We start from the raw sequence: 18517 nt of genomic DNA on the forward strand, positions 1-18517 counted from the left end.
CCTACCCCGCCCCCCGCGCGGGACGGGGGGTGCCCCGGCCCCCCCCGCCCCGCATACACCCGCCCAGCGACCCCCCCCCCCCGGGGGGGGGGCCCCCCCCCCCGGGGGGGGGGGGGGGCCCGCGCCCGAGTTCTTGATCGGTCTGTCGAGTCGGGTGGTCAGCCGCCCTGGCCGGCGCTGCCGATGGGGCCGACGTCGACCGGGGAGCCGGCGCCGTCGATGACCGGCAGGGTGGGGGTGCCGGGCCAGCGCAGGGTGATCGACTTGGTCTCTCCGGGCGGGGTGACCTCCAGGCCCGTGATCTTGACGCCGTAGTCGCCGGTGGCACCGGAGGGGTAGGTGATGCCGAAGGACACCGACGTGTCGCTCTTGAGGGTGAACGGGTCGGCCGGGGCGCCCACGCGCTTCGCGGACAGGGGCCCCTTGGCGGTCTGGAGGTCGACACCCGCGAATCCGGACATCGTGCAGTTGTGGCCGATGTTCTTGAACGTCACGGCGACGGTGAGTTCGTTGTCGCCGCCGATGGTGGCGTCCTGGGCGGTGGCCCTCAGGTCGTCGGTGCGGCACTTGCCGATCGAGCTGTTGTCGCCACCGCCCCCGCCGCCGGTGGTCGTGCCCTGTCCGCCGGAGCTCTTCCCGGCGGAGTCCTTCCCGGGGGTGACCTTCCCGGCGGGTTCGGTCCCGCCGCCGCCCCCGCTGCCTCCCGGGTTGCCGCCTCCGTTGCCGCCGGTGGTCGACGCCCCGGGCGGGGCGGCCGGCGGGGCGACGGGCGAGGAGCCCTGCGCGGCCCCCGTGTTCGAGTTCGAGTCCGTGTCCTGGCACGCCGTCGTCAACATCGCGCCGCCGAGGACGGCCGCGGAGACGAGGAGGGCGGTGCGACGGTTGCGGAACATGAACGACCCCTTGGTATGCGGTGGTTGGAGCCGAAACGCTCTCGGCCCCTCGGTGCCTGCTCGACCACCCTGGCCGAGCCGCCGGCCCCGGCGATACCCGAGTCGTCGCACCACGACACCGCTGTCGCAGACCGGTGACATGGTCACGAGAAGGAACGAGAAGCGCCCCGCCCCACCCCGCCCGGCGCCCCGCCAACACGACATTTGCCCTGGTCACAGCCACCACGGCTCGATCCGACGGACAGTGTTACAACCGTTTGGCGGACCTGCGGCGCAGCCGCCGTCCCACCCACGGCCCGGTAACACGCAGCCCCGCGCGAAGAGCCCCTCCACGTCGACGGGGTGAGCGACGCGGAGGGGCCCCGGGTCGGCGGACCTCGGCATCGCTCCTGCGCTTCGATGCCCGAACTCGGTTCAGGGCGTGGCCGGTTCCACCGGGATCCACAGCGCCGCGTCCGCCGTGGTGCCGTCGGCCGACGGGCGGACCCGGAGGATCTCCGGGCCCGGGCGGCTCCGGTACGGGTTGGACGGGAACCACTGGGTGAAGATGTCGCGCCACAGGTATTGGAGTGCCTGCGGATAGGGGCCGGAGTTCTCGAACACCGCCCAGATGCCGGCCGGGACGGTCAGTGTGTCGAGGCCCTCGGGTACGGGGACCTGAGTGCTCGTCACCACCCCGTGGTAGTAGTCGAGTTCGGTGCCCTCGGCGCGGCTGGGGTCGATGTCGTCGGTGACCGCGACGATCCCGTCCGGGTCCTGGTCGGACAGGGACTTGATGCGGTCGGTCGTCTCCCGGGCGATGCCCCGGACGAACTCGGCGATCGCCGGGTTCACGCCCTCGTGGACGAGGGGGACACGGGCCTTCTTGCCGACCACGTGGAACGCGTCCTTGCGTACGATCCGATATTGCATGCTGCTGCTTCCTTCCACGATGAGGCGGAAGGACATCCGTGGCTGGGAGTACAGCGCCGCACCGGTCTGCCGGACCTCGCCGGGTCCCACGCCGTGCACCGTGCGGAACGCCCGGGCGAACGCCTCGCCCGAGGTGTAGCCGTAGCGCACCGCGATCTCCAGCAGGGTCCGCTCGCCGGCGAGTACCTCGGCGCCGGCCAGTGTGAGCCGCCTGCGTCGCACGTACTCCGACAGCGGCATCCCGGCCAGGGCGGAGAACAGCCGGCGGAAGTGGTACTCCGACGTCGCCGCGATCCGGGCCGCCTCGCCGATGTCGAGCTGTTCGTGGAGGTGCGCCTCGATGTGATCCAGTGCCCGGTTCAGCCCTTCCAGCACCACGGACTCCTTCCCTCGCTTGCGAGCACCACGTTAGGAAGGGGCACGCCTGTCGGACCCGACATTCCGTGCCCGGTTCGGTCGGGTGGACGGGCGCCACCGCAGGTCACGTGCGACCGCGGTCGTCTGCCGCGGGGCCCCGCGACTGCGGGTCACCTGCGACCGGCGTCCCTGCGACTGCGGGCCACCTGCGACTTTGGGGCGCTGTGACCGCGGTCGGCATAACCGGTGCGGGCCGTGGGGAGTCGCTCGGGGGAGGCCGCCCGGTCTCGGACGAGATCGATGAGGTGCCTGTGATGCGGAAGATCGTCTACTCCATGTCGGTGTCCCTGGACGGCTTCATGGAGGGGCCGAACCACGACATCGGCTGGCATCGCGTCGACGAGGAGCTGCATCTGCACTTCAACGAGTGGCTCGGCACGATGGGTGCGTTTCTCAGCGGGCGGGTCACCCATCAGCTCATGGCGGACTTCTGGCCGACGGCGGACGCCGATCCGGCGAGTACGGCGGCCATGGTCGAATTCGCCGGGATCTGGCGGGACATGCCGAAGATCGTGTTCTCGCGGACCCTGGAGCGCGCGGATTGGAACACCACGATCAAGCGGGACGTGGTGGTCGAGGAGATCAGGGCACTGCAGGCCGAGCCGGGCGGGGATCTGGTGCTCGGGGGCGCCGACCTGGCCGCGACCTTCAGGCGGCTCGACCTGATCGACGAGTACCGGGTCTACGTGCATCCGGTGTTGATCGGACGCGGCAGGCCGATGTTCCGGCCGATGGAGGGCACGACCGATCTGCGGCTCGCGGAGACCCGGGGCTTCGGTAACGGGGTCGTGCTTTTGCACTACGCGGCGCGGCGATAGGCCCGGCGGGGAGGGCGAGGCGCCGGGCGGGCCTCGTGGGTCAGCCCAGTTGGGTGTAGCGGGTCAGGGCGACGCGGAAGGCGCTCGGGTGTACGGCGAGGGGGTCGGTGTACGGGCTGCGCAGTTGCAGGACGAACAGGATGCCGAAGGCGACGATCGCGCCGACGAAGGCGAGTGCGACGACGTGGCGGCGATCCGTGGTCGGGCCGACCAGGGCCGGGAAGACGATCGCGAACACGCCGGCGACGACCATGGCGACCGGTAGCACGAACGGTGCGACCGCGGCCGGATCGGCGAGCCGTGCATGGCGTTTGACGTACAGGTCGGCCACGGCCGCCTCGGTGTCGGCGGCCGTGTCGTGCGCCGTGGCGGAGGCGGCGGCGACGCGGGCCGCGATCACGTCGAGCTGTCGCCACGCGAGCGGGCTGTCGTGCTTGTCGGCCATCGCCGGCCATTCCTTGTCGATCACCGTGCGGGTGTAGTCGCGCAGCCCGGCGCGAACCGCATCGCGGTCCGGCGCCGGAAGCCTGCCCGCCGCCGCGTAGGTCTTGGTCAGTACGCGGGCCTCGTCGCTCGCGTGTTGGCGGACCGTGGACTGGAGTTCCCACGCCCCGACGATCTGAAAGCTCGTCAGCAACACGAAGGAGGACAGCACGGCTCCGCCACAGAAGGACAGCAGTTGACCGTCGACCCCGCTCGCCTTGGCGTGCTCGCTGCGGCTGAGGAGGACGAGGGCTCCCGCTGCGATGCCGGCGCCGACCAGGGCACCGAGAATCCAGGTGATCACGAGCGCGCTCCTCGTCTGCCGGGATGGGGCAGCAGTGCCGCGAGCGCGGCGGGGAGGATCGACACGATCAGGGCCGGTCCGATCCCGTCCGCGAAGCCGGGGGGTGACGGATCGTCGTCCGGCGGCGCGGCGGCGATCCGCACCGGCCTTGGCGTGGGCGGCCGTTCGGCCACCGATGCGGGGGGACTCGGCGGCCGGGGCAGCGGGACGACCGGGACGACCGGCCTGATCAGGACGACCGGGATGTACGGGCGGGCAGGCGCGGCCGGAGGCGGCCGGGTCGGGGTCGGGGCGACGGGGGCGCGTTCGGTCGCCTTGGTCACCGTCGGTGCGGGGGCCGAAGGCCGGGGCCGTGAGGGCGGCGGCGGTGGCGGTGGGGGCGGTCGGGTGGCGGTGGGCGGTGGCGGTTCGGTCGGGCATCCGCAGCCGGGACGCACGGTCACCGCGACGTCGTCGCCGAGCCGGACGGAGGTCACCACCCCGGGGTGGTACACCACGTGCACCCGGCCGGTGTGCACCTCCGTACGTGGGCCCGTGGGTTCGGCCGGACCGGGGCCGGTTTCCACGGTTACCGTGATGCGTTCGTCGGCGAAGGCTTCGCCGCAGCCGGCCACGGCCGGCAGGCCGACACACGCCACCAGCAGACACCGAGCGGCACGTCGAGCCGCACGTCGAGCCGAACGCCGAAGGTTGCCCATGGCATCAGGGTGACGATGACGGGCGACACACTCGGACGAATGCCTCGAAACCCCACTTTCGAGTGATCCGTGACCGTGGGGTGTGTGCGATGCGCTGCGCGGGCGGCGCGGGTGGTGGGTCGGATTGCGTGGGGGTGATCGGCGGGCGCAGCTGTGCCGGGTGGCGGAGACTCGGCCGCTACGCGGCCGGGGTGGCGTGCGGGTGGGTCGTGTCCGGGCTGCTCGTCCACTCCGTGGCCGGGGTGGGTCCGTTCGCTGCGCGCCGGGGTGCTCGGCCGCTACGCGGCCGGGTCGGGTCAGGGCTGGGCGGGTGTGCAGCGCGGGATGGAAGCCGGGTCGGTGGTGCCGTGCACGGTTCGACACGGGGTGCTCCGGACTGGGGCAGCGGCCTGTTGCTTGCGCACGGGCGGTGTCTCGCAGCGTCCCCACGACGAAGGCGGCTCCCGGTGTGGGTCGGGGGCCGCCTTCGGGTGGTGCGGTGTTGCCGGGGGTGTGTCGTGGCGTCGCGGTGGGCCCCGGCGCGGGGTTCAGCCCTTGTCGAGGACGTCGGCCGCGATCAGTTCCTCCAGGTAGCGGTCGTCCCACCAGTTGAGCTGGAGCGACTTGGCGCGGCGGAAGTACAGCTGTACGTCGCACTCCAGGGTGAAGCCCATGCCGCCGTGCACGTGCACCGCCAGGTCGGTGACCTCGCGGTAGGTGCGGGCGGCGAAGAGCTTGGCCATCGGGGCCAGGCGCGCGGTGTCGCGGCTCTTGTCCCGGGACCAGGCGGCCTCCCAGACCAGGGTCTCGGCGCCGTCCACGGCGGTCGAGGCGTCGGCCAGGTTGTGCGCGATCGCCTGGAAGGCGCCGAGCGGCTTGTCGAACTGCTTGCGGTGCTTGGCGTATTCGACGGTGATCTCCAGGGCGCGCTTGGCGCCGCCGACGGCCTGGGCCGCGAGCAGGATCAGGCCGTCGTGCAGTACGTCCGACCAGATCGGCCAGCCGGCTCCGGCCGAGCCGACCAACTCGCCGCGCACGTCCGCGAGGTCGACTCGGTACTGGGTGTCCGAGGCGATCGTCTGCTGCTGGGTGAGGGTCACCCCCGACGCCTTCGGGTCGACCAGGAACAGCGAGATGCCCTGGGCCGGGTCGCCCGGGGTGCCCGCGGTGCCGGTACGGGCGAGCACGAGCAGCACGTCGGCCGCCGACGCGTATGCGACGTGCCGCTTGGTGCCGGACAGCAGATATGCGTCGCCGTCCGCGCGGGCGGCCAGCGCGACGCCCTTGCCGCCGTAGCCGCGGTCCGGCTCCAGCCACGCCACGCTCGCGATGGTGGTGCCGGCCGCGATGCCGGGCAGGTACTTCTGCCGCTGGTCGTCGGATCCGGCCGCGGCGAGGACGCCGCCGACCAGGACCGAGCTGACGAAGTGCGGAGTCGGCGCGAGCGAACGCCCGAACTCCTGGTAGACCACGGCCGCGTCGAGCGTGGTCATCTCCGACCCGCCCCACTTCTCGGGCAGCGTCAGGCCGGTCAGGCCGGACTCGCCGAGCTTCTTCCAGAAGTCCGCGGGGTACCCGACCGGGTCGTTCTCCAATTCGCGAACGACACCGAGGTCGGCGTGCCGGGCCGTCAGGCCGCGCACGGTCTCCCGGAGGATGTCCTGTTCCTGGGTGAAATCGAGGTCCATCGCGCGTCTCCTCTAGGGCTTCCAGCGCTCGCCGCGCCGGTCCCACGGGTTGTCGTCGGGGGTGGTGGGCAACGCGATTCGCGCGGTGGCCGTGGTGCGGGCCGCGCCGTCCACGGTCAGCGAGATCTCGGCGCGGACCCAGCCGCAACCGGCCTCGTCCACCGAGACGTCGTCCACCGTGCCGGTGAGCAGCATGTGGTCGCCCGGGAAGACCGGCTTGGTCATTCGGAACACCATCCGGCCGATCCGGCCCTTCGGGCCGGTCCAGTCGTTGAGGTAGCGCTCGAACCAGGCGGCCTGGTTCGGGGTGTTCAGGAAGATGTCCTGCACGCCCTGGCGCTCGACCGCGAACTTGTAGTCGTGGTGCATCGGCCGCCAGTCGCGGCTGGCCAGTGCGCCCAGGATGACCGTGGTCGCGGTGACGTCCACGCCGAACGTGGGCAGTGCGTCGCCCTTGGCCAGCTGATCGAGGGTCAGGTCGCTCATCCGGTGGCCTCCCGCCGGTAGCCGTAGCCCGTGTAGGACTCGGTGCCCAGCAGGGCGCCGTCCTGGTTGTGGTACTCGACGTCGATCACCCAGAAGCGGCCGATCCCGAGCTTGGTGCGCTTTTCCGGACTCACCGACTTCAGCACCTGACGCGACGTCACGATGTCACCGAGGCGCACCGGTTCGTAGAACACGTTGGTGTTGTCGGTCATGATCGCCTCGGGCAGTTCGAAGCGGATCTTGAGGTCGAAGTGCACCTGGAGGGAGAGTTGCTCGCCCTCCGCGCCGGGCGCCCAGTAGTGCGGCCGGGCCCATGCGGACAGCAGGCTCAGCGGGGCGATCGGGCCGCCGGTCAGTTCCTCGGCGACCGCCTCGTCCCAGAACAGCGGGTTGCCGTTCTGCACCGATGCGCACGAGGTCCAGATGTAGCCGCGCTCGGCGGGGAAGTCACCCCGCTTCTCGTACTGGACCTTGCCGATGAGCGCCGCCACGTCCTCGGGCAGCGCGGTGTCTTGTGCCGTCATGCGACCACTCCTGAAGCGCGAAGCTCGGCGATGCGGTGCGGGCCCAGCCCGGCCGCGGCGAGCAGCTCGTCGGTGTCGGTGATCCCGGAGTCCCGCACCGGGTACGGGTCCGTGGGCGCCTGCTGGCCGGCCAGCACCGGCCCCACCTGGCGGAACTCGCCCTGGACCGGGTGCTCGGCGGTGGCGAACGCGCCGCGGGCCAGGTACTGCGGGTCCGCCAGCAGTTCCGGTACGGACAGCACCGCCGACACGCAGGTGTCGGCGGGGGCCAGCTCGGCCACCCAGTCGTCCCGGTCGCGGGTGGCGAAGGCCGCCGCCAGATCGGCCCGGATCGCGTCCTGGGCGTCGTCGTCGAGCTGACGCGGTGCCCACTTGTCCAGCCCGGTCAACCGGCACAGGTTCGCCCAGAAGCGGCCCTCGATCGCGGCCACCGCCAGCCACTTGCCGTCCCGAGCGCGATAGGTGTCGTAGCACGCGTAGCGGCCGGTCAGGATGCCGTGCCGGGGCTCCGGTTCGACGCCGGTGGCCAGGTATTCGTCCACGCCCAGCGCCATCAGCGCGAGCATGCCGTCGGCCACCGAGACGTCCAGGCGGGCGCCCTCGCCGGTGCGCTGCCGGCGGAACAGCGCGCCCATGATCGCGATCACCGCGTGCATCCCGCCGCCCGCGCTGTCCGCCACGGTCGCGCCCGGGATCGGCGGACCGCCGTCCGGGCCGGGGCCGGACATGTGCAGGAAGCCGCCCACGCCCAGGTAGTTCAGGTCGTGCCCGGCCTGCTGGGCGTGCGGGCCGTCCTGACCGAAGCCGGACGTCGAGCAGTAGACGATGGACGGATTGCGCGCCGCGACCGCCTCCGGACCGATGCCCAGCCGGTCCACCACACCCGGGCGGAAGCTCTCGATCACCACGTCGGCGCCCTCGACCAGGGTCAGGAACGCCTCGCGGCCCTCGGGCGCCTTCATGTCGACCAGCACGCGCTTCATCCGCCGATGCGCGCTGTACGAGTAGTAGGGCGGCGCGATCTGCACGCCGCTCTTGGCCGGGACCGGGCCGACCTTGATCACCTCGGCCCCGTAGTCCGCCAACCAGCGCGAGGCGCGGGCGGCGGGGCCCACGCTCGCGAGGTCCAGCACCGTGACGCCTTCCAGGAACTCTCCGGACATGACCGCGGCCCCGTCAGAAGTTCTTGGGAAGGCCGAGACCGCGGCGGGCGATGATGTTCTTCTGCACCTCGGAGGTGCCGCCGCCGATGGTGTCGAGCACGGTGTAGCGGTAGGTCGAGTCGGCGCGACCGGTCATCGGCGCGTCCTCGGTGCCCACCCGCAGCTGGGTGCCCGGCGAGGCGATGTCCATCGACGCGTTCGCGAGCCGCTTGGACAGCTCGGTGGCGTACAGCTTGTAGCCGGACGCCTCGACCGTGGGCGGTTTTCCGCCACCGGCCGCGGCGGCCACCACGCGCAGGCCGAGCAGGCGGGCGACGGCGGCCTCGGTGACCAGCGTGGCGAGCTGCTTGCGCACGATCGGGTCCTCGCGCAGCGGCTCGTCGTCGCGGGTGGCCTCCTTGACGTACTCGGTGAGCACGTTCAGCCGCTGCTGGATCGGGGCGAACGAGAACATCGTGAAGCGTTCCAGGTCCAGTGCCTGGGAGATGTACTGGAAGCCCTTGTTCAGCTCGCCGACCACGTATTCGTCGGAGACCCACACGTCGTCGAAGAAGACGTCGTTGGTGCGCTCGTCGCCCATCGTCCAGATGCCCCGGACGGTGATGCCCGGGTGGTCCATCGGCACCAGGAACAGGGTGATGCCGTGGTGCTTGGGCGCGTCGGGGTCGGTGCGCGCGCCGACCCAGTACCACTCGGCGAAGTGCGCGGAGGTGGTCCAGGTCTTCTGGCCGTTGAGCCGCCAGCCCTCGCCGTCGCGGACCGCGCGCAGCTTCATCGAGGCGGCGTCGGAGCCGGCTTCCGGCTCGCTGTAGCCGACCGCGAACTCGACCTCGTTCTTGAGGATCTTGGGCAGGAACTCGGCCTTGAGCTTGTCGCTGCCGTGCGCGAGCAGGGTCTTGCCGATGATGCCGACGCCCTTGCCGATCTGCGGTCCACCGCGCCCGGCGAGGGCTTCGTTGAGCAGGTATTCGTAGACCCCGTCGCCGTCCTGGCCGCCCCATTCCTCGGGCCAGGTGATGCCGAGCCAGCCTTGGTCGGCCATCTTGCGCATGTAGGCGCGGCGGGCGGGGGTGTCGACGACCTGGGCCATGTTCTCCCGGGTGACATCGAACACTTCAGGGTCGGGATTGGCGTCGAGAAACCGCTCGACCGTCTCGCTGAACGCGGTCTGGTCGGGGGAGAAGTCGAAGTCCACGGGTCGCCTTTCGGGGCGCGCCCATGCCGGCAGCCTCACCTGTGTACGTGCAGGTGAGGCAGCCGGCACAGAACCTGACGGATAGTCAGATCAAAGTAACACCGGCCAGGGTTCATTTCGAGTGGCGGTCGGCAATAGATGTGTGGGCCCCGTCTCGCTCGCGGCCCGCTCCCGCGTGCGCGCCGGGCGTGATCCGGGCGCGACCGACGGACCGGTTCTGGACAAGTCCGGAAAAGTTACGGCGCGTCCGCGATCGACCACCTATCGTGGGTGGACATGAGCGGAAATGCTTGCCCGCAATGTGGTCGGGAGCACCCATGGTGCGAGGTCGAGTGGTCGGCCTACGGGCCGGATGACGCGGACCGCCCGGAACCGGTCGACGGCGAGGCCGGGGGGCCGCCGTATCGGGTCGGCGAACTGCTGCCCGACATCCTCGACTTCCTCGCCCGCGGCAGCCGCGGGCCGGATCGGGCCGGTGTGCACGGTCCGGATCGGGCCGGCGCGCGCGAAAGCCCGGGCCGGTCCCTGCGGGGACTGATACCCGGGCCCAGGCGCCGCTATTGACGACGCGTCAGCGAGGCGGCGCGCGGTGCGCTGGGTCGCCGCGCGAGGTGACGTGTCGTCAGGATGCGTTGTGGCGTTCGGTGTCGGTGAGATGACGGGTCGTCAGGCGAGAGCGTGGGATGGTCGGGCCCGTCGTGCCGTCAGGCGCGTTGCGAGCTGACCGAGACGACTTCGCCGGTCATGTACGAGGAGTAGTCCGAGGCGAGGAAGACCATCACGTTCGCGACCTCCCACGGCTCGGCCGCGCGGCCGAACGCCTCGCGCGAGGAGAGCTCTTCGAGCAACTCCTCGGATGAGGCTTTGGCCAGGAACGCGTGCATCGCGATGCTCGGCGCGACCGCGTTGACCCGTACACCGAACTCGGCCGCCTCCACGGCGGAGCAACGGGTCAGCGCCATCACGCCGGCCTTGGCCGCGGCGTAGTGCGCCTGGCCCTTCTGCGCCCGCCAACCCAGCACCGAGGCGTTGTTGACGATCACACCCTTGCCGCGCGGCTGCATGTGCCGCAGCGCCGCCCGGGTGCAGCGGAACGTGCCGTTCAGGGTCACGTTCATGACCAGGTCCCACTGCGCGTCGGTCATGTCGACGAGGTTGGCCTCGCCACCGAGCCCGGCGTTGTTGATCAGCACGTCGATGCCGCCGAGTTCGCGCGCGGCCGTGTCGATCAGGTTCTGCACGTCCTCCTCGACCGTGACGTCGCACGGGACGGCGAGCGGCCGGGTCCCGATCAGCTTGGCGAGTTCGTCGGCGGCCTCGCCGAGTCGGCGCTCGTGCTTGTCGCTGATCGCGATCACGGCGCCCTCCTCGGCGGCACGCTTGGCCGCCGCGAAGCCGATCCCGGTGCCCGCCGCGGCGGTGATCAGCACGGTCTTGCCGGCCAGCAGGCCGTGGCCCTCGACGTAGGCGGGGGCGGGGGTGGGGCTCACTTGGCGTCTCCTCGCGGTTCACGGGGCATGCCGAGGACGCGCTCGGCGATGATGTTGCGCTGCACCTCGTTCGACCCGCCGTAGATGGTGTCGGACTTGGTGAACAGGAACAGGCGCTGTGCGGCGGACAGTTCGTACGGGGCCTCGGCGGCCAGGGTGGCCTCGACGCCGGCCACGTCCATCGCGAGCGTGCCCAGGCGCTGATGCCAACCGGCCCACACCAGCTTGGCCACCGACGCGGCGCCGGGGTCGGGCGAGCCGAGCGTGCGCAGCGCGTTGCAGCGCAGCACCTTCAGGTCGATCCAGCTCTGCAACAGCCGATCGCGCAGTACCGGGTCCTCGATCGCGCCGTTCGCCTTGGCCTGGGCGACCACCCGGTCCAACTCGATCTCGAAGCCGATCTGCTGGGCCAGCGTGGACACCCCGCGCTCGAACGCGAGCAGACCCATCGCCACGCCCCAGCCCGCGCCGACCTCGCCGACCACGTGCTCGGCGCCGGCCCGGGCGTTGTCGAAGAACACCTCGTTGAACTCGCTGGTGCCGGTGAGCTGGACGATCGGGCGGATCTCGATGCCGGGCTGGTCCATCGGCGCGAGCAGGAAGGTGATGCCCTTGTGCCGCTGCGACGCGGGATCGGTGCGGGCCAGCACGAAGCACCAGTTCGCCTCGTGCGCGAGCGAGGTCCACACCTTCTGACCGGTGATCAGCCAGTCGCCGGTCTCCGGGTCGATGGTCGCGGTGGTGCGCAGGTTGGCCAGGTCGGAGCCGGCGCCCGGCTCGGAGTAGCCCTGGCACCACAGTTCCTCGCCGCGCGCGATGGCGGGCAGGAAGCGGGCCTTCTGCTCGTCGGTGCCGAACGCGAGCACGGTCGGGCCGAGCAGGTTCTCGCCCATGTGGTTGACCCGACCGGGCGCCTGCGCGCGGGCGTACTCCTCGCCGAAGATCACCTGCTGCATCAGGGACGCCTCGCGCCCCCCGTACCGCCTGGGCCAGTCCAGGCCGATCCAGCCGCCCTCGCCCAGGCGCAGTTCCCAGGCCCGACGGATCTCGAAGTGCTCGTGCTCGCTGCCGGGACCGCCGGTACCGACGGCCGCGGCGAACTCACCGGAGAGGTTCTCCCGGAGCCACTCGCGGACCTCGGCCCGGAACTCCTCGTCCTCGGCGCTGTACCGGAAATCCACAGCGTGTCCAATCTCGTCTTCCGAGGGTCGGCGGCCACGCGCGGGGTTTGGGGACACCGGACCCCGCGCGGGTGACGCCTGCCGAGGGCTGGGTCAGTTGCCGGCGGCGGCAGCGGCCTCGGCGGCCTTCTTCTTCGCCGCGGCGGCCGCGTACTCCTTGAGCTGGGCGAGCACCGGCATCGGGTCCTGGCCGATCTGGGTGGGCAGCTTCTCGGCGATCTCCTCGGCCGTCCAGCGGTCGGCCGCGTACATCGTCTTGATCTCGTGCGGCTGGTCCCACAACGCGATCTTGGGGCCCGCGGTCGTGTACACCTGACCGGTGATGTTCTTGGCGTGGTCGGAGAGCAGGAACACCACCAGCTCGGCGACGTCCTCGGGGTCGCCGATCTCCTTGAGCGTCTGCGGGACGCCCTCGGACATCCGGGTCCGGGCCACCGGCGCGACGCAGTTGGCGTTGACGCCGTACTTGTTCAGGCCCAGCGCGGCGGAGCGCACGAACGAGACGATGCCGCCCTTGGCCGCGGCGTAGTTGGCCTGGGCGACCGAACCGAGCGCGTACACGCCGGAGGTGAAGCCGACGATCGAGCCGAAGCCCTGGGTCTTCATCACCTTGGACGCGGCCTGCACGACGGTGAAGGTGCCCTTGAGGTGGGTCGCGATGACGCTGTCCCACTCGTCCTCGGTCATGTTGAAGAGCATGCGCTCGCGCAGGTTGCCCGCGACGGTGACGACACCGTCGATCCGGCCCCACTTCTCGACGCCGGCCTGCACGATGCGGGCGCCGCCCTCCATCGTGGCCACGGAGTCGGCGACGGCGACGGCCTCGCCGCCGAGCGCCTCGATCTCCTTCACCACGGCGTCGGCGACCTCGCTGGTCGGCGCGCTGCCGTCCATCGCGACGCCGTAGTCGTTCACGACCACCTTGGCGCCGTGCGCGGCGGCGGCGAGGGCGACGGCGCGGCCGATGCCCCGGCCGGCGCCGGTGACCGCGATTACCTTGCCCGTGAGGAAGTCACCCATGTGTTGTCCGCTCCTTGTCGGTGGCCTCGTCGGTAGGCCCCGGAAATCGAGGGCCGAGGCCCAGGTCGGGTCGGTCGTGGCGCGCTCCGCGGTCGGTGCGACCCGAGCCGCTTCGACCGCTCTGCTTCGCGCGCCTGCGCGGGCGGGACCCGGGCAGGCGTGCGCGACGTCGCGGCCTTGCCGCCTTGCGGACGCAAGGTGCGCGGCCTGTGAGAACGCCCTCTCGACATTATCTGACGATCCGTTAGTTTTCCTGGGTAGAGTGCCGCAGCACACAGCACCATGCACAGTTCTTGACAACACTTGACAGCGCGGTCGTCGGCTTCCGAGAGTGCGCCTGTCGGTATTCGTGCTCATCGGCACGTGTCACCACCGCCTGGAGGAGGCTCCCCCATGTCGCTGCCCCCCGAGTTCCATGAACTGGCCGCACGCGTGAACAACTGGGGCCGGTGGGGCCAGGAGGACGAGATCGGGACGGTGAACCTGATCACGGCCGACGTGGTCAAGGCCGCGGCGGCCTGCGTGCGTACCGGCAAGCGCTTCTCGCTGGCCGTGGAGCTGCGCGAGGACGGGATCCAGAACGGGATGATCCCGGGCCGGGACAACCCCAAGCGCACCACGTTCCTGGTCAACCACGAGGTGTTCGGCCCCGGCACGGTGGCCACCAGCGACGACTCGGTGGTGATGGGCATCCAGGCGGGCACGCACTGGGACGGGCTGACCCACGCGACCTACGACGACCGGCTGTACAACGGCCACTCGGCCAAGGAGACGGTCACCGCGGAGGAGGGTGCCCGCCGGCTCGGCATCCACAACGTGAAGACGCTGGTCTCGCGCGGCGTGCTGCTGGACGTGGCCCGGGCCAAGGGCGTGGACATCCTGCCCCCGGAGTACGCGGTGACCCCCGCGGACCTGGAGGCGGCCGAGGAGTTCGGCAACGTGAAGGTGCGCGCGGGCGACATCGTGCTGGTGCGCACCGGGCAGATCCGGCAGTACTTCGCGGGCGAGAAGGACATGTACTTCTACGGCCCGGGCCTGTCGGTGCGCACGCCCGAGTGGTTCCACGCGCGCGATGTCGCGGCGGTGGCCAACGACACCGTGACGTTCGAGGTCTTCCCGCCGGAGATCGAGGACTGCTTCATGGCCGTGCACGCGCTGCACCTGGTGGAGATGGGCATGCTCCAGGGGCAGAACTGGAACCTGGAGGAGCTGTCCGAGGACTGCGCCGCGGACGGCGTGTACGAGTTCTTCCTGGAGGCCTCGCCGGAGCCCTTCGTGGGCGGCGTCGGCACACCGGTGAACCCGGTGGCGATCAAGTAGGTCCGGGAAGCGGCGGCGTGCGTCGGGTCGGCATCCGGCCCGGGTCGGGCGCGGCCCTCGAACACGCGTAGACCGGACGGCATGCGGGCCCCGGACAGGATTGTCCTGTCCCGGGGCCCGCGTGCGCTCCGGGCACCGCGACGAGGCCCGGAACGATGACGGTCCCACTTCGTCGAGGAAACCCGGGGCACTTCCCGGGCGCCTCGTCGTCCCCTCGCGAACGACCGCCACACTCAGGGTGATCAGTGTCGGACGAGGCGTCAATATCCTGTGGGCACCGATTTCCCTTCCCCGATCACGATTCGTCCGTACATCCGCCATCGCGCCACGGCGACGCCAGGCCTCCACCGGACTCGGACGGCGCGCCGGCACTCGCGGAGGTCACCCTCTCCGCGGCTGCCGCGCGCGGCCGCCGGGCCTCGGATGCCCGGCTATACACTTGTATCCGGATGATCCTTGCGCGAAGGAGGATCCTCATGAGCCACACGCGCTGGAAGCTCACTCGGGACTGGAGGCTTGTGGCCGGCGACATCGAATCGCCCGAGGTCCAGTCCATGCGCGCGGAGATCCGCATGGCTTCGGTGCTCGGCCGAGCGGTTCGGGATCGGCGGACCGAGCTGGGCATCTCGCAGAGCGAACTCGGCAAGCGGGCGGACATGACCCAGCCGCAGATCTCCCAGCTCGAACTCGGCGGCACGGTGCCGACCCTCCCGCTGCTCGCCCGCCTGGCGAAGGCGCTCGACGCATCGTTGAACATCGCCCTGGACGAGGACACATCGACCGTCGTCTTCACGCCGCACGCTGCTTGAGGCGGATGAACCGACTCGGGCGGGTCGGTGGCGGGGAGGAGGGTTCGCCATTTCGGTTGCGGTGAGGCCGTGGATCCCGGGCGTCGTGGGCATTCCGAGCATCGAGGCGATGCCCTCTGCCCTCGGCGCCGCGGGCGGCTGAAGGTTGCCGGGCACGATCGTCGTGAAGCTCCGAAAACGGCCCGAGCCGGCAGGCTGTTCCTCCGGGGTGTGAGGTGACGGGGGACTGAATGTTCGGGACACGATCTCTCGCGGAATGCGTGATCAAGAATCCGGCGGTACCGAGCGCGGTGCTGCTCCGGGTGCTCCTGAGCACCGAGGACGAACCACTGCGACGGGCCTTCCGCCACGCGCCGGGCCTGCCCCGGGACGTGGTGGAGGTGATGCTCGTGCACTCGGATCAGAGTGTGCGGGCCGCAGTCGCCGCGAATCCGTACATCGACGCCGAGCAACGAGGTCGGCTCGTGCACGATCGGCGCAGGGTGGTGCTCGCGAATCTCTTCGGATACCGCACGCACCCCGACGGCGAGCCGAGACCGCTGCCGGATGCCGCCTACGAGGCGTTCTTCGCCGCTCGGCAGTGGGCGAACGTCGCGCGTGAGGACCAACCCTGGGATGAACTGGGGCTGTTGGAGGCGATGAATCGGTGCGCAAGCATGCCGCATCGGTTGCGACAGGCGCTCGCCCGGCATCCCCAGCCGGGGCTGCGCCGGTTCGCGGCCCGGTTCGTGCTCGGCCTGTCGGCCGAGGATCGGGCCGCGCTGCTGACCGACCCGGACCCGGACGTGCGCGCGGAGGCTCGGGAGGTGGCCGAAGACGACGCGGAGGTCTACGCCGGGATCGATATCGATTGGAATCCCGAGAACTGGGGCCACAGTTGGGTCTTCAGCAGTCGGCTCGTGGAACGGGAGGTGATGGAGCGGGTGGTTCGAGGGGAGGACTGCCCGGACCACTACCGCAGCGCGCTGGCCGGGAACCCGCACCTGCCGCCGGACCTGGTAGCCGTCCTGGCTCGGGACGAGGATCCGTACGTCCGGGACAGGGTCTCGCTTCGGCCCGAGCTGACCGAGGAGGAGCGCGCCGCGATCGACTATCGAGTGCCGGAGTTGACCGACCTCGACGAGGTCGCGTGGTATCCGTACCTGGCCCCATCCCAATCGCCCGTCGACTACGCGCGCTCCGCGCACCCGGTGCGGCGGCGGCAGGCGGCGTGTGCGCCGGGACTGCCGGACGAGGTGCGGGACGGGCTGCTGGCCGACCCGGACATGGGCGTACGGGTTCTGACGTGCCGTCACCAGATCGGCGTGCCGGCCGAGGACCTGTTGCGCGCGTATCGGGAGTTTCGCGGTCGCCATCGGTGGCGGCTGACCTACCGGCCGGGCTTTCCCGCCCACGGGCTCGCCCGATTCGCGGCCGACCCGGACCCGGCCATGCGCGAACTCGTCGTGCTCGACCCGCAGGCGCCGGCCGAGGTGGTGCTCGGGCTGCTCGCCGACCCGGAGCGTTGCGTACGAACCACCCTCGCACGGCATCCGGCAGTGCCGACCGAACATCTGCTCACGCTGCTCGCCGACGCCGAACTCGCACCGCACGCGGCGCGTAACCCGGCGCTTCCGGTCGAGGCGATGCACCGAATCCTGGACGCGACGGGCGTTCCGGGCCGGGGGTGACGGGCGATGTCGGGGATCGATGGGCTGGTTGCGGGTGTGCTCGGGAATCCGGCGGTGCCGGGGGAGGCTTTGTTACGGGCGTTGACGGGTGAGTTGGGGCGGGTGGCCTGCAACGGGCTTGCCGAGGCGACGGCCTTCCCGCAGGAGGTGATCGAGGTGATGGTCGGGCATCCCGATCGCCGGGTGCGGATGGCGTTGGCCGGCAATCCGCATGTGGATCCGGTGCAGCGGGCGCGGTTGGTCACCGATCCGGACCGAGTGGTGGCCGTGTGGACGGTTCGCGGGGGCCGGCATCCGGACGGGGATCCGCGACCGCTGCCGGACGATGCGTACGCGCGGTTTCTTTCGCATGTGATGTGGTCCGAGGGCGATCCCGACGGTGATCTGCTGACCCGGGACGAGATGATGCAGGAACTCGTGGCCTCCCCGGACACGCCCTCGCACATCTACCGGTCGTTCGCCCGGCGACCGGAGGCGGAACTGCGGTTGATGGCGTGCTGGTGGTGGGAGAGCCACGTGATGGTCGATCGGGTGGCGCTGACCCTGGACCCCGTGCGTGGGGTGCGCCGTCGGGCGAGGCGCGCGGCCTTCGACGTACGCCGATGCCTGACCGACATCGACTGGTCACCGACCGGCCGAGGCAGCGAGTTCTTCATCTCCCACCGCCCGCTTACCCGCGCCGACGCCGAACGCATCGTCCTGGGCGACGCGCCCCCGCACTACCGGCCCTACGCCGCCGGGAATTCGCATCTGCCGGCCGATCTGGTCGCGGTGCTCGCCCGGGATCCCGATCCGCGTATTCGCTATCGGGTGTCGATTCGGCCGGAGTTGACGGAAGGTCAGCGGGCCGCTATCGACTACGAGGTGCCCGCATTGGCGGACTTGGACGACCCGATGCAACTCGTGCCGCGGTGCCTGGTGGGGACGCCGGAGGAGTGGGCGCGCTCACGGCATCCCGCACTGCGGCGCCGCGCGGCGTGCTCGGGTGGGCAAGGGCGTGCCCGGTCGGACGCGGGTGCACTTGCCGACGAGCTGCGCGACGCCCTGGCCGTGGACCCGGATCTCGGGGTGCGGGTGCTGACCTGTCGTCACCAGGTGGGTGTTGCACCGGAGTTGCTGCTGCGGGCGTATCGGGACTTTCACGGTTGCCACCGGAATCGGCTGACGTATCGCCCCGGCTTCCCGACGCACGGGCTCGCGCGGTTCGCGGGTGATCCCGATCCCGGCATGCGGGAACTCGTGCTGCGTGATCCGGGGGCCTCGGCGGAGGTGGTGCTCGGCCTGCTCGCGGATCCGGAGCGATGTGTGCGGACGGCGCTCGCGCGGCATCCGGCGGTGCCGGTGGATCGCTTGCTTGTGCTGCTGGACGATCCCGAACTCGGCCCGTACGCCGCGCGCAATCCGGCGCTGCCGGTCGAGGTGATGCATCGGATCCTGGATGCCGCCGGCGTGCCGCGCGGGGTGTGA

General features: G+C 71.0%; 18 protein-coding genes. 6 read left to right on the top strand and 12 right to left on the bottom strand.

Going from position 1 to position 18517, the window contains the following annotated elements:
- Positions 1–158: 158 nt before the first annotated feature.
- Complete coding sequence (locus ACIBM5_RS40025) at positions 159–893, bottom strand: DUF4232 domain-containing protein (RefSeq protein ID WP_396011614.1); 735 nt, start codon at positions 891–893, stop codon at positions 159–161.
- 414 nt (positions 894–1307) lie between these two features.
- Positions 1308–2180, bottom strand: a complete 873-nt coding sequence (locus ACIBM5_RS40030) for a GyrI-like domain-containing protein (RefSeq protein WP_396011615.1) — start codon at positions 2178–2180, stop codon at positions 1308–1310.
- Positions 2181–2476: 296 nt separating this feature from the next.
- Here ACIBM5_RS40030 and ACIBM5_RS40035 point away from each other — a divergent pair, with 296 nt between their 5' ends.
- A complete protein-coding gene (locus ACIBM5_RS40035) occupies positions 2477–3040 on the top strand; it encodes a dihydrofolate reductase family protein (RefSeq protein ID WP_396011616.1) in 564 nt (187 codons plus the stop codon).
- 40 nt (positions 3041–3080) lie between these two features.
- On the opposite strand, the gene ACIBM5_RS40040 is transcribed toward ACIBM5_RS40035, so the two are convergent.
- The 7 genes from ACIBM5_RS40040 to ACIBM5_RS40070 all read right to left on the bottom strand — a co-directional run bounded on the left by ACIBM5_RS40040 (position 3081) and on the right by ACIBM5_RS40070 (position 9560).
- Positions 3081–3827 (bottom strand): hypothetical protein, encoded by a 747-nt coding sequence (locus ACIBM5_RS40040; protein WP_396011617.1) that lies wholly within the window; start codon positions 3825–3827, stop codon positions 3081–3083.
- The gene (locus ACIBM5_RS40045; RefSeq protein ID WP_396011618.1) at positions 3824–4525 is read right to left on the bottom strand and encodes a hypothetical protein; all 702 of its coding nucleotides are present in this window, start codon (positions 4523–4525) and stop codon (positions 3824–3826) included. Before ACIBM5_RS40045 ends, ACIBM5_RS40040 begins: the two co-directional genes overlap by 4 nt.
- 527 nt (positions 4526–5052) lie before the next feature.
- Positions 5053–6192, bottom strand: coding sequence for an acyl-CoA dehydrogenase family protein (locus tag ACIBM5_RS40050; RefSeq protein ID WP_396011619.1), 1140 nt, complete (start codon positions 6190–6192; stop codon positions 5053–5055).
- Between the two features lie 12 nt (positions 6193–6204).
- On the bottom strand, positions 6205–6678 hold the full coding sequence (locus ACIBM5_RS40055; protein ID WP_020549685.1) for a MaoC/PaaZ C-terminal domain-containing protein: 474 nt from the start codon (positions 6676–6678) through the stop codon (positions 6205–6207).
- Positions 6675–7202: a MaoC family dehydratase N-terminal domain-containing protein gene (locus ACIBM5_RS40060; RefSeq protein ID WP_391586508.1), complete on the bottom strand. Its 528-nt coding sequence runs from the start codon at positions 7200–7202 to the stop codon at positions 6675–6677. The genes ACIBM5_RS40055 and ACIBM5_RS40060 overlap by 4 nt, the downstream gene beginning before the upstream one ends.
- The gene (locus tag ACIBM5_RS40065; protein WP_391586509.1) at positions 7199–8365 is read right to left on the bottom strand and encodes a CaiB/BaiF CoA transferase family protein; all 1167 of its coding nucleotides are present in this window, start codon (positions 8363–8365) and stop codon (positions 7199–7201) included. The genes ACIBM5_RS40060 and ACIBM5_RS40065 overlap by 4 nt, the downstream gene beginning before the upstream one ends.
- Before the next feature lie 13 nt (positions 8366–8378).
- Positions 8379–9560 carry an acyl-CoA dehydrogenase family protein gene (locus tag ACIBM5_RS40070; RefSeq protein WP_391586510.1) on the bottom strand — a complete coding sequence of 394 codons (1182 nt, stop codon included), beginning with the start codon at positions 9558–9560 and terminating at the stop codon, positions 8379–8381.
- Between the two features lie 276 nt (positions 9561–9836).
- Here ACIBM5_RS40070 and ACIBM5_RS40075 point away from each other — a divergent pair, with 276 nt between their 5' ends.
- Complete coding sequence (locus ACIBM5_RS40075; protein WP_391586511.1) at positions 9837–10124, top strand: hypothetical protein; 288 nt, start codon at positions 9837–9839, stop codon at positions 10122–10124.
- Positions 10125–10264: 140 nt separating this feature from the next.
- On the opposite strand, the gene ACIBM5_RS40080 is transcribed toward ACIBM5_RS40075, so the two are convergent.
- The 3 genes from ACIBM5_RS40080 to ACIBM5_RS40090 form a co-directional block, all read right to left on the bottom strand.
- Positions 10265–11050, bottom strand: coding sequence for an SDR family oxidoreductase (locus tag ACIBM5_RS40080; protein ID WP_391586512.1), 786 nt, complete (start codon positions 11048–11050; stop codon positions 10265–10267).
- Positions 11047–12231 carry an acyl-CoA dehydrogenase family protein gene (locus ACIBM5_RS40085; RefSeq protein WP_396011620.1) on the bottom strand — a complete coding sequence of 395 codons (1185 nt, stop codon included), beginning with the start codon at positions 12229–12231 and terminating at the stop codon, positions 11047–11049. Before ACIBM5_RS40085 ends, ACIBM5_RS40080 begins: the two co-directional genes overlap by 4 nt.
- Positions 12232–12324: 93 nt before the next feature.
- Positions 12325–13251 (bottom strand): SDR family oxidoreductase, encoded by a 927-nt coding sequence (locus ACIBM5_RS40090; RefSeq protein WP_078976656.1) that lies wholly within the window; start codon positions 13249–13251, stop codon positions 12325–12327.
- Positions 13252–13644: 393 nt separating this feature from the next.
- Between ACIBM5_RS40090 and ACIBM5_RS40095 the strand changes: the two genes are divergently transcribed.
- From ACIBM5_RS40095 to ACIBM5_RS40110, 4 genes are all read left to right on the top strand, one after another.
- Entirely contained in the window at positions 13645–14571 is a 927-nt protein-coding gene (locus tag ACIBM5_RS40095; RefSeq protein ID WP_396011621.1) for a cyclase family protein, read from the top strand.
- Positions 14572–15047: 476 nt separating this feature from the next.
- On the top strand, positions 15048–15380 hold the full coding sequence (locus tag ACIBM5_RS40100; protein ID WP_396011622.1) for a helix-turn-helix transcriptional regulator: 333 nt from the start codon (positions 15048–15050) through the stop codon (positions 15378–15380).
- A 260-nt stretch (positions 15381–15640) separates the two neighbouring features.
- Positions 15641–17050 carry a hypothetical protein gene (locus ACIBM5_RS40105; protein ID WP_396011623.1) on the top strand — a complete coding sequence of 470 codons (1410 nt, stop codon included), beginning with the start codon at positions 15641–15643 and terminating at the stop codon, positions 17048–17050.
- 6 nt (positions 17051–17056) lie between these two features.
- Positions 17057–18517 (top strand): hypothetical protein, encoded by a 1461-nt coding sequence (locus ACIBM5_RS40110; protein ID WP_396011624.1) that lies wholly within the window; start codon positions 17057–17059, stop codon positions 18515–18517.

The organism is Embleya sp. NPDC050493 (assembly GCF_044458105.1).
Taxonomy (GTDB): domain Bacteria; phylum Actinomycetota; class Actinomycetes; order Streptomycetales; family Streptomycetaceae; genus Embleya.

Excerpts from the sequence above, each read along its gene's own strand:
- ACIBM5_RS40110 (WP_396011624.1), top strand. The coding sequence starts at position 17,057 with ATGTCGGGGATCGATGGGCTGGTTGCGGGTGTGCTCGGGAATCCGGCG.
- ACIBM5_RS40035 (WP_396011616.1), top strand. The coding sequence starts at position 2,477 with ATGCGGAAGATCGTCTACTCCATGTCGGTGTCCCTGGACGGCTTCATG.
- ACIBM5_RS40095 (WP_396011621.1), top strand. The coding sequence starts at position 13,645 with ATGTCGCTGCCCCCCGAGTTCCATGAACTGGCCGCACGCGTGAACAAC.
- ACIBM5_RS40100 (WP_396011622.1), top strand. The coding sequence starts at position 15,048 with ATGAGCCACACGCGCTGGAAGCTCACTCGGGACTGGAGGCTTGTGGCC.
- ACIBM5_RS40045 (WP_396011618.1), bottom strand. The coding sequence starts at position 4,525 with ATGGGCAACCTTCGGCGTTCGGCTCGACGTGCGGCTCGACGTGCCGCT.
- ACIBM5_RS40090 (WP_078976656.1), bottom strand. The coding sequence starts at position 13,251 with ATGGGTGACTTCCTCACGGGCAAGGTAATCGCGGTCACCGGCGCCGGC.
- ACIBM5_RS40060 (WP_391586508.1), bottom strand. The coding sequence starts at position 7,202 with ATGACGGCACAAGACACCGCGCTGCCCGAGGACGTGGCGGCGCTCATC.
- ACIBM5_RS40075 (WP_391586511.1), top strand. The coding sequence starts at position 9,837 with ATGAGCGGAAATGCTTGCCCGCAATGTGGTCGGGAGCACCCATGGTGC.
- ACIBM5_RS40050 (WP_396011619.1), bottom strand. The coding sequence starts at position 6,192 with ATGGACCTCGATTTCACCCAGGAACAGGACATCCTCCGGGAGACCGTG.
- ACIBM5_RS40025 (WP_396011614.1), bottom strand. The coding sequence starts at position 893 with ATGTTCCGCAACCGTCGCACCGCCCTCCTCGTCTCCGCGGCCGTCCTC.
- ACIBM5_RS40065 (WP_391586509.1), bottom strand. The coding sequence starts at position 8,365 with ATGTCCGGAGAGTTCCTGGAAGGCGTCACGGTGCTGGACCTCGCGAGC.
- ACIBM5_RS40055 (WP_020549685.1), bottom strand. The coding sequence starts at position 6,678 with ATGAGCGACCTGACCCTCGATCAGCTGGCCAAGGGCGACGCACTGCCC.